This window comes from Curtobacterium sp. Csp2, from assembly GCF_013347165.1.
This window is the reverse complement of sequence record NZ_CP054593.1, coordinates 3,212,837-3,225,205: the sequence shown is the minus strand read 5'-3', so window position 1 is coordinate 3,225,205 and position 12,369 is coordinate 3,212,837. Positions and strand designations below refer to the sequence as shown.

Annotated in this window: 14 protein-coding genes; 4 read left to right on the top strand and 10 right to left on the bottom strand. The window is 73.1% G+C overall.

Features of this window, described 5'->3' with window-relative positions; translation table 11 throughout:
* On the top strand, positions 1-663 hold a 663-nt coding region (locus HUN59_RS15660; RefSeq protein WP_174779528.1), incomplete at its 5' end, for an NAD(P)-dependent oxidoreductase.
* 60 nt (positions 664-723) lie between these two features.
* On the opposite strand, the gene HUN59_RS15655 is transcribed toward HUN59_RS15660, so the two are convergent.
* Both HUN59_RS15655 and HUN59_RS15650 read right to left on the bottom strand, forming a co-directional pair.
* Entirely contained in the window at positions 724-945 is a 222-nt protein-coding gene (locus tag HUN59_RS15655) for a hypothetical protein (protein ID WP_174778879.1), read from the bottom strand.
* 9 nt (positions 946-954) lie between these two features.
* Positions 955-1,470: a MarR family winged helix-turn-helix transcriptional regulator gene (locus tag HUN59_RS15650; RefSeq protein WP_174778878.1), complete on the bottom strand. Its 516-nt coding sequence runs from the start codon at positions 1,468-1,470 to the stop codon at positions 955-957.
* Positions 1,471-1,646: 176 nt separating this feature from the next.
* Between HUN59_RS15650 and HUN59_RS15645 the strand changes: the two genes are divergently transcribed.
* Positions 1,647-2,540 carry an alpha-E domain-containing protein gene (locus HUN59_RS15645; RefSeq protein ID WP_174778877.1) on the top strand — a complete coding sequence of 298 codons (894 nt, stop codon included), beginning with the start codon at positions 1,647-1,649 and terminating at the stop codon, positions 2,538-2,540.
* 339 nt (positions 2,541-2,879) lie between these two features.
* Here HUN59_RS15645 and HUN59_RS15640 read toward each other — a convergent pair whose 3' ends face one another.
* The 5 genes from HUN59_RS15640 to HUN59_RS15620 form a co-directional block, all read right to left on the bottom strand.
* Positions 2,880-4,226, bottom strand: coding sequence for an MFS transporter (locus tag HUN59_RS15640; RefSeq protein ID WP_174778876.1), 1,347 nt, complete (start codon positions 4,224-4,226; stop codon positions 2,880-2,882).
* Positions 4,223-4,642: a MarR family winged helix-turn-helix transcriptional regulator gene (locus HUN59_RS15635; protein ID WP_174778875.1), complete on the bottom strand. Its 420-nt coding sequence runs from the start codon at positions 4,640-4,642 to the stop codon at positions 4,223-4,225. Before HUN59_RS15635 ends, HUN59_RS15640 begins: the two co-directional genes overlap by 4 nt.
* Positions 4,643-4,919: 277 nt before the next feature.
* Positions 4,920-5,861 carry an acetamidase/formamidase family protein gene (locus tag HUN59_RS15630; protein WP_174778874.1) on the bottom strand — a complete coding sequence of 314 codons (942 nt, stop codon included), beginning with the start codon at positions 5,859-5,861 and terminating at the stop codon, positions 4,920-4,922.
* Positions 5,862-5,905: 44 nt separating this feature from the next.
* A complete protein-coding gene (locus HUN59_RS15625) occupies positions 5,906-6,175 on the bottom strand; it encodes a hypothetical protein (RefSeq protein ID WP_174778873.1) in 270 nt (89 codons plus the stop codon).
* A gap of 9 nt (positions 6,176-6,184) precedes the next feature.
* Positions 6,185-7,330 (bottom strand): inorganic phosphate transporter, encoded by a 1,146-nt coding sequence (locus HUN59_RS15620; RefSeq protein ID WP_174778872.1) that lies wholly within the window; start codon positions 7,328-7,330, stop codon positions 6,185-6,187.
* Positions 7,331-7,417: 87 nt separating this feature from the next.
* Here HUN59_RS15620 and HUN59_RS15615 point away from each other — a divergent pair, with 87 nt between their 5' ends.
* Complete coding sequence (locus HUN59_RS15615) at positions 7,418-8,287, top strand: alpha/beta hydrolase (protein ID WP_174778871.1); 870 nt, start codon at positions 7,418-7,420, stop codon at positions 8,285-8,287.
* An 85-nt stretch (positions 8,288-8,372) separates the two neighbouring features.
* Positions 8,373-9,422: a lipoate--protein ligase family protein gene (locus HUN59_RS15610; RefSeq protein WP_144802820.1), complete on the top strand. Its 1,050-nt coding sequence runs from the start codon at positions 8,373-8,375 to the stop codon at positions 9,420-9,422.
* 92 nt (positions 9,423-9,514) lie between these two features.
* Here the strand turns inward: HUN59_RS15610 and HUN59_RS19980 are convergent, their stop codons facing one another.
* The 3 genes from HUN59_RS19980 to HUN59_RS15595 form a co-directional block, all read right to left on the bottom strand.
* Positions 9,515-10,120 (bottom strand): hypothetical protein, encoded by a 606-nt coding sequence (locus HUN59_RS19980; protein WP_174778870.1) that lies wholly within the window; start codon positions 10,118-10,120, stop codon positions 9,515-9,517.
* A gap of 68 nt (positions 10,121-10,188) precedes the next feature.
* The gene (locus HUN59_RS15600) at positions 10,189-11,379 is read right to left on the bottom strand and encodes an ABC transporter permease (RefSeq protein ID WP_174778869.1); all 1,191 of its coding nucleotides are present in this window, start codon (positions 11,377-11,379) and stop codon (positions 10,189-10,191) included.
* The gene (locus tag HUN59_RS15595; RefSeq protein WP_174778868.1) at positions 11,376-12,131 is read right to left on the bottom strand and encodes an ABC transporter ATP-binding protein; all 756 of its coding nucleotides are present in this window, start codon (positions 12,129-12,131) and stop codon (positions 11,376-11,378) included. The genes HUN59_RS15600 and HUN59_RS15595 overlap by 4 nt, the downstream gene beginning before the upstream one ends.
* Positions 12,132-12,369 lie beyond the last annotated feature (238 nt).

Sequence of the window (12,369 nt, the reverse complement as noted above, 5' to 3'; positions counted from 1 at the left end):
CGCGTCGAGCACCGGGTCGATCCGGTCGACGTGCTCGAGGCCGCAGCCGGGGATGCTCCGACCGACGCTGTGTGGGTGCAGGCCTCGACCATCGGGGTCGCGGGTACCGAGACCGTCGTGCAGCTCGCCGGCAAGTACGGCATCACCCTCGTCGAGGCGATGATGCTCGGGACGAAGGGCCCGGCGGAGCAGGGCAAGCTCACCATGCTCGCCGCGGGCCCCTCGGCGACGGTCGACCGGATCGACCCGGTGCTCGACGCGATCGGCGCGAAGACCGTCCGGGCCGGCGAGCGGGTCGGCGACGGCACCGCGCTCAAGCTCGCCGCGAACGCCTGGGTCGCCGCGATCACGGCGGCGACCGGCCAGTCCCTCGCCATCGCCCGCGCGCTCGGACTCGACCCGCACCTGTTCCTCGACGCGATCGAGGGCACCGCGAGCGACTCGCCCTACGCGCACACGAAGGGCGAGGCCATGCTGTCGGGGGAGTTCGCGCCGCAGTTCGCGCTCGACGGGATCCGCAAGGACATCGGGCTCATCCGTGACGCCGCGCGGGACGCCGGGGTCTCGACGGAGCTGCTCGACGGCATCGACCGGGTCTACGCGCAGGCGAGCGCGGACGGGCACGGCGGCGACGACATCGCGGCGGTCGGCACCGCGTTCTGACGCAGGTCAGGGTCAGGGCTGGCGCCACCAGGTCGGGTCGCCGTGGCCGGCGCCAGCCCGTCAGGGCCGGCGGAGCCAGCGCCGCAGCGCGCCGGTGAGCCGACCCACGGCCTCGTCGTTCATCGTGTTCGCGAGGTCGAAGGCCTCGCGCGCCGGGTCGGCCCCGGCCTGGATGCGCCGGAGGGCGGCGTCCGCGCGGGCACGGGCGTCGAGCTCCGCGAGGGGCATGTCGTCCTCGGGGTCGTGCGCCGGCACCGCCGTGGGGTCGTCGGTCGCACGCATGCCGTCAGGCTACGCGGACCGCTCGTCCTCGTCATCGTCCTGGTCGACGACACGGGCCATCTCCTCGAGGAACGCGACCACGACGCCCATCTCCGACTGGGGCAGGTGCTCGGCGACCTCGAGCGTGCGGGTGTCGAGCTCGTCGATGACCTGCAGCACCTGCCGCATCGAGCCGCCGGATGCGGTGAGGATGACCCCGCGGCGGTCGTGCGGGTCGGCGTGCCGCTCGACGTGTCCGCTGCGGACGAGTCGGTCGACGAGCGCCGACGTCGACGCCGGCGTGATCTCGAGTCGGTCGGCCAGCTCCTTCGAGTTCACCGCGCGGCCGGTGGTCTCGGCGTCGAGCAGGATGCGCAGCGCGAGCAGGGCGTTCTCGCCGATGCCGAGCGCCTCGCGTGCCCGTCGCTGGGCAGCGCTCTCGGCGCTCCGGTACCTGCGGAGCGCATTGAGTACGTCCACCGCGTCGACCCTGGAACCCTTGCCATACCAGAAGCCCGTGGTGGTGTCCGTCACCTCGGTCGTCATGAGGACAATGCTAGACGCTCTAGTTAGATTGTCTAGCGAGTGCGCGGGAACCGATGCACTTCCCAGCGACCCGGTGGCCGCTCTGCGCGCTCCGCGACCGGTGCAACACCGGTGACCCGCGCCCGTAACACCAGCGCAACGACCCCTCAGTAGGTTCACCCCATGCAGGAGCCGACGTGCTGAGCCGACTCGCGGGGAGCGTGTTCCGTGTCGGGACCGCGGTCGAGCGTGCCGACGTCGTCGCCCGGATGCTCGAGGTGTACGTCGTCCGCCCGGACGTCGTCGCCGCGGGGGAGGACCCGGCGGTCGCGTCGGCGCTGCGCGCGGTGCTCGGCGCCCAGGGCCCGGGACGGTCCGGACGGGCCGCGACGATCGAGTCGCTCGCGCTCGACCGTCACGAGCCGGCCTCCGTCGCGTCCGCGGTCGCGGTGGCCCGGGACGACGCCCGCCGGGCCCGCGAGGTCGTCCCCACGGAGCTCTGGGACTGCCTCGACGTCACCCGGTCCCGGATGCCGCGGAAGGTGTCGGTCGAACGAGCGCACGAGTTCCTGGCGTGGGTCCGAGAGCGGAGCGCCCTGGCCGTCGGGGTCGTCGAGGGCGACGCGAGCCGTGACGAGGTGTGGGAGTTCTTCACGCTCGGCCGGTCGCTCCTGCGCTGCGGGGCCACCGCGCGGCTCCTCGCCTCGGACCTCGTCGACACCGCTGCGCCGCACTCCTGGGCGACCGCGCTGCGGGCCTGCGGCGCGGTCGAGGCCTTCCGTCGCGGCCGTGACCACCGTGCGACGGATCCGGCGAGCGTCGCGGGCTTCCTGCTCCGGGACGGACACAGTCCGCGGTCGCTCGCGTTCCTCGCGCAGCGGGCGGACGACTGCCTGGCCGACGTCGCGCCCGCCTACGTCGCGGACGAGGTCGAGGCCTTCCGCCGGGCTCGCGCCGCGCTCGAGCACCCCGACCCCGAGCAGCCCGACGCGTGGCCGCGCACGGTGACGGCGCGTCTCGCCGCGGCGGTCGACGCCGTGGTAGCGGCCCTCGACGAGCGCGTGTTCGCGGCCGCCGTCGCGGCGCGCTGACCGCCGCGCCGCTCACCCGTCGCTCCGCGAGCGGGCCACTTCTGTCACGCTCGGCGCCCGAAGGCGACCGGTTCCGCCCGCTCGGCGGACGACGGGCGGCGTTTCCTGCCCGCTCGCTGCGCGACCGGCTGGGGTGGGGCCGGGTGGCGGCGGCCTGGAGGCACGGTGCGGGCCCACCACGCGCCTCCCGTCCGCCCTCTCCCGCTGCTCCGTCACCGCACCGCGAGCGGGCCACTTCTGTCACGCTCGGCGCCCTTGAGCGACCGGTTCCGCCCGCTCGGCGGACGACGGCCGGCGCGTCCTGCCCGCTCGGACTCGGGCCCCGCACCAGCCCACGGGTCAGACGGCGCTCGAGCGGTCCGCGACCGCCTCGTCGCGCTCCAGGTCGCGCCGGATCGCGGCGCGGGACGCGCGCATCCCGACCACGGGGATCGCGTGCGTGATAGCGAGGTGCAGGCGGTTGTCGGCGTCGTACCGGACCCGGAAGCGTTCCCACCGGACGAGCCACACGAGGGCGATCGCCAGCGCGACGAACCCGGACGCGGCACCGACGACGATCGCCCACCGCGGTCCCCATGCGTCCGCCACGGCGCCGACGATCGGTGCGCCGATGGGGGTGCCGCCCGCAAAGATCGCCATGTAGAGCGCCATCACGCGGCCGCGCATCGCCGGCTTCGTGGTGGTCTGGACGAGGGCGTTCGCGGTCGTCATGAACGTCAGCGAGGCGAGGCCGACGAACACCAGCACGACGGCGAACGACCAGTAGGTCGGAGCGAGGGCGGCCGCGGTGCACGCGAGCCCGAACCCGGCCGAGGCGATCACGAGCGTGCGCATCCTCGGGCGGTCCCGCCGGGCGGACAGGAGCGCACCGGCGACCGAGCCGATCGCCATCACCGAGTTGAGCAGGCCGAACTCACCGGCGCCCTTGCCGAACTCGACGCGCGCCATCGTCGAGGTGAAGATCGGGAAGTTCACGCCGAACGTACCGACGACGAAGATCATGCAGAGCACGACGATGATGTCCGGCCGGGTCCGGACGTACCGGAAGCCCGCCACGATCTGGCCCTTGCCGCGCCCTGCACGAGGTCGGTCGGCGAGCTGTGCGGGGTCGACGAAGCGCAGCGCGACGAGGACCGCCAGGAACGAGCCGGCGTTGATGACGAACACCCATCCCGAGCCGATCGCGGCGATGAGCACGCCCGCGACCGCGGGGCCGATCAGCCGTGCGGCGTTGAACGAGGCGGAGTTCAGCGCGACGGCGTTCGCCACGTGCTCGCCCTGCACCACGTCGGACACGAAGGCCTGTCGGATCGGGGTGTCGAACGCGGCGACGATGCCGAGCGCGAGCGCGAAGCCGTACAGCGACCAGAGCGTGGCGGTGTGGGTGAGGACCATGACGCCGAGTCCCAGGCCGAGTGCCCCCATCAGGCCCTGGGTGAGCATGAGCATCTTCCGCCGGTCGAAACGGTCGGCCACGAGTCCGGTGAACGGCAGGAGGAGCAGCTGCGGACCGAACTGCAGGGCCATCGTGATGCCGACCGCGACGGCGTCGTTGTCGGAGAGTTCGGTGAGCACGATCCAGTCCTGCGCGGTGCGCTGCATCCACGTGCCGACGTTGGACACGAGCGCGCCGGCGAACCAGATGCGGTAGTTGCGGGCGGACAGGGAACGGAACATGGCGGTCACTGCTGGGCCAGCCTCCTCATGACGTCGGTGGCGGCGGCCAGGGTGCGGCGTTCGTCGGGGGTGAGGGCGCCGAGCCTCGGAGTGAGCCAGTCGTCGCGGCGGCGCCGGGTCTCCTCCACGAAGGCGGACCCAGCCGCGGTGGCCGAGAGCAGCACCTTGCGGCGGTCGTCGCCGTGGCCGCACTTCGACACGAGGCCCCGTTCGACGAGCGCAGCGACGGACTTCGTCATCGACGGGGGTGTCACCCCGTCCTGGCGGCTCAGCTCGGCGAGGGTCATCGCGCCCTCGCGGTGCAGCCGGGCGAGTGCGGAGAAGTGCGCGTCCGGCATGCTCGCGTCGGCCTTCTGCGCGCGGAGCGTCCGCGACAGCCGGTTCACGGCGATGCGGAGGTCGGTGGCGAGGGAGGAATCGGGCACGGCCGTTAGCCTACCTCATTAGTTCAGCGAACGAACTGGTTGCCCTGAGGTCGATCCGCGCGTNGGGTGCCGTTCCGCCCATCGGAGGACGAGTCGCGCATCGGACGTCGGAACTTCTGCCACCCAACGCGCGGATCGGTCTCCCATGACAGGTGCGATGGGCTCGAATCGCCGGACTGGAGGCACGGGTCGGGTGAGCGGGTCCGCCGACCTGACCCGCGCCTCCCGTCCGACCGTGTGGTGACGGACGCGCCGTCAGCGCTTGTCGGGCGCGCCGTCAGCGAGCGTCCGGACCGGTGATCGCGTCGTGGGGGAGCAGGGCGTGCACACCCCAGGTGCGGTTCGCGACCTGGGTCACCCGCAGGCTCACGGCGACGCTCGCCATCGCGAGCGCCTGGGCGCGGGAGATGTCGTACAGCCCGGCGATCCAGTCGACCATCCCGTCGAGCGCCGTCGTCGTCGCGGCGTTCAGGTCCGCGTCGAACCCGAAGGTGATCCGTCCAGCGGGGGTGTCCGCGTGGATGCCGGCGACCGGGACCTCGTCGACGAGCGACAGCGTCATCGTGGTCGTCATCCCGCACTCGACCGCGGTGCCGGACACCTCGCCGTCGCCCTGCGCGGCATGGCCGTCGCCGACGGACAGCATCGCGTCCGGCACGGTGACCGGCAGGAACAGCGTCGACCCGGCGACGAGCTCGCGGCAGTCGACGTTGCCGCCGCCGAGGGGCCGCGGCGGGATCGTGGAGTGCTCCCCGGTCGCTTCCGGCGGGAGCCCCACGACGCCGAGGAACGGCGCCGTGCGGACGCCGAGCCCCAGCTGGTTGCGTGCGGTGCCCGCGGCGGCGTCGACGTCCCAGAGCAGGGGACCGCGGGACGCCGGGTCCGCGAGCCCGAGCGCCCGGTTCAGTTCCGTGTCGACCCCACCGGACCCGGTGTAGCCCCAGTCGTCCGGCACGAGCGCGTCGAACCGCACGGCCAGGACCTGTCCGGGGCGGGCGCCCGTCACCGCGATCGGGCCGACCAGGCAGTGCCCGCGGCGTCCGTCGAGCAGGGTCGGTGCGTCGGCGCCGGGCGACGGGAGTCGCTCCGTCCAGCCGGCGGCGCTCAGCGTCCGGACGGTCACGGTGTCGCCGTCCGCGACGCGGAGCACGGGGGCGCGCTCGGCGGTCAGGACGTCGACGGCGGTGTCGAGCGAGGCATCGAGGCGGTGGGAGGTCACCGGACGATCCTCCCAGCCGCCCCGCCCCAGTGGACTCAGCGGACTCAGTGGAACTGCGGGATGGTCAGCCAGATCCCGTAGAGGACGGCAGCGGTGCACACCGCGAAGCAGACCACGGCGCCGGCGAGGGCGGCCGGTGGTGTGTGCCCGGACCGCGGGGTCTCGTCGCGGTACTCGGTGCGCTCGCCGGCGGCGTCGACGGGCTGCCCGGTCCCGAGCAGTCGCAGGCCGAGCGTGTAGACGAGCACGATGCCGACCGCGGCGACGAACCCGACGCCGGCGACGATTCCGATGCTGCTGAGGTCGATGGACACGGTCGCTCCCTAGGCCGACACCGAGGCGGAAGCGGGTTCCGTCGGCTGCTCGTCGTTCACGGTGTCCTTCGTGATCGGCTTCCGCCGCGCGAGGAAGAAGAAGCCGAGGCCCCCGACCAGGGCGAGCACCGCGACGACCACCAGGCCGATCGTGCTCGTCGAGGCCACCAGGGTCGCCAGGGCACCGACGACCGCGGCGGCGGGGAGCGTGATCACCCACGCCACGACGATCCGGCCGACCACCGACCAGTGCACGTCGGCGAGCTTCTTGCCGAGGCCGGAGCCGATGACCGAGCCGCTCGTGACGTGCGTCGTCGAGAGCGCGAACCCGAGGTGCGACGACACCAGGATCGTCGCCGCGGAGCTCGTCTCGGCCGCGAAGCCCTGCGGTGACTGCACGTCGGAGATCTTCTTGCCGACCGTGCGCATGATCCGCCAGCCGCCCGTGTAGGTGCCGAGGCCGATCGCCAACCCGCACGCCAGGATCACCCAGAGCGCCGGACCGGTGCCGGACGGCTGGTAGTTCGCGGCGACCAGGGTCAGCGTGATGACGCCCATCGTCTTCTGCGCGTCGTTCGTGCCGTGCGCGAGCGACACCAGCGACGCCGAGATCGTCTGCCCGTGCCGGAAGCCCGTGGCGGCGCCGTGCGTGGTCGCGTTCCTCGTGAGCGTGTACGCCAGGTACGTCGCGACGAGGGCGATCGCCCCCGCGATCACGGGCGACAGGAGCGCCGGCAGCACGACCTTCGACACGACGGTGGCCCAGTCGACCGCGTGCAGCCCGGCGCCGATGATCGACGCGCCGATGAGCCCGCCGAACAGGGCGTGTGTCGACGACGACGGTAGCCCGAAGTACCAGGTGGCGAGGTTCCAGAGCACCGCGCCGACGAGTCCCGCGAAGATCATGGTCGGGCTGATCTGGATGCCGTCCTGGCCCTCGCGGATGATGCCCTGCGAGACCGTCTTCGCGACCTCGGTGGACAGGAAGGCGCCGACCACGTTCAGGACGGCGGAGATGAGCACGGCGGTCCGGGGCTTCAGGGCTCCGGTGGCGACCGAGGTGGCCATGGCGTTCGCGGTGTCGTGGAAGCCGTTCGTGAAGTCGAACACGAGGGCCACCACGATCACCAGCACGACGGTGACGAGGACGTCCATGGCGGTGACGGTAGGCCCGCCGGGGACCCGCTGCGTGAACGCCGGGTGAACACGCTCGGGGTGCGCGCTGTCTGCGAGGATGCACCCGTGCCGACCTTCTCCGCAGCCCGGGGCGACGCCTCGTTCACCGACGCGCACGGCGTCGAGATCGTCTACTCCACGTGGCGTGCGGGACGGCCGCGGGGCATCGTGCAGATCGCGCACGGCGTCGGCGAGCACTCGCTCCGGTACGAGGCGCTCGCGCAGGACCTCGTCCGCGCCGGGTGGACCGTGCACGCGAACGATCACCGCGGGCACGGCCGCACGGGCCTGGGGCAGTGGGACGGCGACCACGCACAGCTCGGCCGGCTCGGACCCGGTGGGCTGCGGGCCGCGATCGCCGCGGTCGAGCAGATGACCGCGGTCGCGCGCGAGCAGGACCCTGGTCTGCCGCTCGTGCTGCTCGGGCACTCGTGGGGCTCCCTCATGGCGCAGCGGATCGTGAACACCTCGTCCGCCGCGTACGACGGGGTGGTGCTCTCCGCCACGGCGTACCGCCTGCCCGGCTGGATGAACAGCGGCGACCTGAACGCCCGGCACGCGGGCTCCGGCCCGACGCGCTACGAGTGGATCAGCCGCGACCGGGCGATCATCGAGGCGATCGCGGCGGACCCGCTCGCGGTCGAGGCGGACGTGCTGAAGCTCTTCGGCCTCCGGGACACCCTCCGGCTGCTCGGGGTCCCGCGGCGCCGCATCCCGCACGACCTGCCGATGCTGCTGCAGGTCGGGTCCGAGGACACGCTCGGCGGCCCCCGCTCCGTCGAGCGGCTCGCGCAGGCGTACCGCCGCCGCGGCGGGCTGTCGGACGTGCAGGTGCACGTCTACGAGGGGGCGCGGCACGAGGTCTACAACGAGACGAACCGGGACGAGGTGGTCGCCGACCTGGTCGCGTGGCTCGACCGGCACGTGGGTCGCTGACGCGACGCCGATGACGGATTGGAGGATCGTGGCGGGGCCCGCCACGATCCTCCAGTCCGACTCGTGGCGGGCGTAGGCTCGACCCGTGCACGGTGAGTACAAGGTCCCCGGAGGCAAGCTGGTCGTCGTCGACCTCGAGGTCGTCGACGGGAGCATCCAGGAGTTCCGCCTGGCGGGCGACTTCTTCCTCGAACCCGACGACGCCCTCCCGCTGATCGACCAGGCCGTCACCGGTCTGCCCGCGACCACCGACGCGGCCGGCATCGCCGCCGCGGTCCGCGGCGCGCTGCCCGAGGACGCCGTCCTGCTCGGCTTCACGCCCGAGTCCGTGGGTGTGGCCGTCCGACGCGCGCTCTCACGGGCCTCGACGTGGCAGGAGTACGACTGGGAGATCGTCCACGAGGGACCGATCAGCCCGAACGAGCACCTCGCGCTCGACCAGGTCCTGACCGAGGAGGTCGGCGCCGGACGCCGCGGCCCGACCCTGCGCATCTGGGAGTGGGACCAGCCCGCGGTCGTGATCGGGTCGTTCCAGTCCCTCAAGAACGAGGTCGACCCCGCCGGCGCCGAGAAGTACGGCGTGCAGGTCGTCCGACGGATCTCCGGCGGCGGGGCGATGTTCATGGACGCCGGCGCGATCATCTCGTACTCGCTCTACGTCCCGACCGACCTGGTGCAGGGCATGACCTTCGCGGATTCGTACGCCTACCTGGACGAGTGGGTGATCGAAGCGCTGAAGTCGCTCGGCATCGAGGCGTACTACCAGCCGCTCAACGACATCACCTCGACGAAGGGCAAGATCGGCGGGGCGGCGCAGAAGCGCCTCGGCACCGGTGCGCTGCTCCACCACGCCACGATGAGCTACGACATGGACGGCCAGAAGATGGTCGAGGTCCTGCGGATCGGGCGCGAGAAGATGAGCGACAAGGGCACGACCTCGGCGGCGAAGCGGGTCGACCCGCTTCGCTCGCAGACCGGGCTGACGCGCGCCGAGATCATCGACCGGTTGATCGGCACCTTCACGAAGCTGTACGGGGCGCACGAGGGACACGTGACCGAGGCCGAGCGGGCCCGGGCGCAGGAGCTCGTGCGCACGAAGTTCGACACGCGAGAGTGGCTCGAGCGCGTGCCCTGAGCGCGCGTGGGTCGGCGGGCCGGGCCGGGGCCGACGGTCCCGTGTCGGCGGGCCGGTGCCAGGCGGGCAGGGTCGGCCGCGTTCGGCCTGGTTCACTGCCCGGTGCCGCCGGTGCCGCCGGTGCCGCCGGTGCCGCCGGTGATCCCGGGGCGTCCGCCGCGGGTGCCGAAGGCCTGCCCCTCGGAGACGCGGGACGCGGTCAGTGATCCCGACGAGGAGCCCGGGGTCCCGACGGCCGTGACGCGCTCGCCGGCCTTGAGGGCCGAGACCGAGCTGCTCTGGGTCGTCGTGACCGTCGCGGACGAGGGGACCGTGACGGTCTCCTTCGTGCCCTGCTGGGTCGTGATCGTGAGGGTCGACCCGTCGACCGACGTGATGGTCCCGGCGACGAAGCCGGCGCCGGCGGTCCCGCCCTGGCCGGTTCGGCCTTGGCCCGCTTGGCCCAGGCCCAGGCCCAGGCCCTGGCCTTGGCCGATGCCTGCTCGGCCGAACTGGCCGGTGCCGGTGCCGGTGCCTGCGGCCGAGGCCGTCTGCTTGCCGATCGCGATGCCGCCGACGAGTCCGGCGACGAGGGCGACGAGGAGCGCCAGGGTGGGGACGATCCACCGGAGCGGGGATCGCGGGGCCGCCGACGGTGGCGGAGGGACGGCGGGTCCGGGCTGGCCGGCGGGTGCGGGTGCGGGGGTCGTGCTGGACATGACGGGTGGATCCGTTCTCGATCGGGGTGCGGGTCGGTGCTGGTGCTGGTGCTGGTGCTGGTGCGGGCTCAGATGGTGCGGAGCGCCTGGATCGGGCGCATGCGGGCGGCTCTGGCGGCCGGGTAGACCCCGAAGAACACGCCGATGGCGACGGAGACGCCGAGCGCCAGCGGGATGCTCGACCAGACGAGGACCGGGGTGGTGCCGTCGATCGGGAACTGCGCCCCCACGATCGCGACGACGACGCCGAGGACACCGCCCGCGAGGGTGAGGATCGCCGCCTCGGCGAGGAACTGCGCCAGGATCGCCCGCCGGGTCGCGCCGACGGCCTTGCGGATGCCGATCTCGCGGGTGCGTTCGGTGACGGTCACGAGCATCACGTTCGTGACGCCGATGCCGCCCACGAGCAGGCTGATCGCGGCGACGGCGGCGAGCAGCACCGTGAAGGCCTGGGCACTCTGCTGCCGGGTCTGCAGCACGGTCGAGGCGCTGTTCACCGTGAACGGCTGGTCGACGGCCGTCGCGCCGAGCAGCTGGTCGAGCTCGATGGTGACCTCGTCCTCGGCCTGCGTCACCGTGCTCGGCGACGTCGCGGCGACGAGGACGTCCGACACGGCGCCGTGGCCGGTCAGGTCGGCCTGCACCGCCGCGAGCGGAGCGACGATCTCGGCGTTCGGGTCCTGGAACCCGACGCTCGTCTGCTCGCCCAGCTCGCCCGTGACGGTGAACGGCACGCCGTCCACGGACACGCTCTGCCCGATCGGCGACCGACCGGGGAACAGCTCCTGGGCGATCGTCGTCCCGACCACCGCGTCCCGTGCGTCGCCGGACGGGAAGGCCCGGCCGGCGGCGACCTTCGCCGTGCTCGCCGTGAAGTACGACGGCGTGGTGCCGATCACCTGGGTGTCGGGCTCCGAGACGGTCCCGGCCACCGCGGTGCCGGAGGCGTTGACCTCCGGGACCACCGTGGCGACGTGTCCGAGACCGGCGTCGCCGAGCTGCTGGGTGACGGTGACCGTCAGGGGCCGGGTCGCGGTGCCGGTCGCGGTGGCCTGGGCCGTGTTCGGGCGGACGGTCAGGGTGTTCGTGCCGAGGGAGTCGATCGAGGCCGCCACCTGCTGCGCCGACCCGTTGCCGACCGCGAGGAGCAGGATGACCGCCGCGACGCCGATGAGCACGCCGAGGAGCGTCAGCACGGACCGGAGCTTGTTCGCCGTGACCCCGCGGAGCGCGCTCAGCAGGACGTCGCCGGGCGTCACCGTGCGCCTCCGATCCGCACGCCGGCCTGGATCCGCCGCGCGTTCCCGGTCCGCTCGTCCGCCACGATCCGACCGTCGGCGATGGTGAGCACCCGGTGGGCCCGCGCCGACACCTCGTCCTCGTGCGTGATGACCACGATCGTGCGGTGCTCGTCGGCCAGCGAGTCGAGCAGGTCGAGGACGTCCGCCGTGGCGCGGGAGTCGAGGTTGCCGGTCGGTTCGTCCGCGAGGATCAGCGTGGGCTCGGTGACGAGGGCCCGGGCGATCGCGACGCGCTGCTGCTGCCCACCCGAGAGCTCGACCGGCGCGTGGTCCGCCCGGTCCGCGAGTCCGACACGCTCGAGGGCGGTCCGGGCACGGCGGGTGCGTTCCACCCGGCCGACACCGCCGTACGCCAGGGGCAGCGCCACGTTCGCGAGCGCCGTCATCCGCTGGACCAGGTTGAAGGACTGGAAGACGAAGCCGAGGTCACGGTTCCGGACCCGGGCCAGGTCGTCCTCGGCGAGGAGCCGGACGTCGGTTCCGCCGAGCCGGTGCACGCCGTGCGTCGGGACGTCGAGGCAGCCGAGGATGTTCATCAGCGTCGACTTGCCGGACCCGGACGGACCCACCACGGCGACGTACTCGCCCCGCTCGACGACCAGGTCGATGCCGCGCAGGGCGTGCACGGCGCCGTCGCCGGTGCCGTAGACCTGGTGCACGTCGAGCAGCTCGATCGCCGGTCCCCGGGGAGCCGTCGCGGTCGGGGTCATCNCGCACGAGGACGAGGTGTCGGCGCGGGCCCACCGGGTGCTCACCATCGCCGACGGTCGGATCGTGGCGGACGAGCGGACCGGGAACGCGCGGCGGATCCAGGCCGGCGTGCGGATCGGAGGCGCACGGTGACGCCCGGCGACGTCCTGCTGAGCGCGCTCCGCGGGGTCACGGCGAACAAGCTCCGGTCCGTGCTGACGCTCCTCGGCGTGCTCATCGGCGTCGCGGCGGTCATCC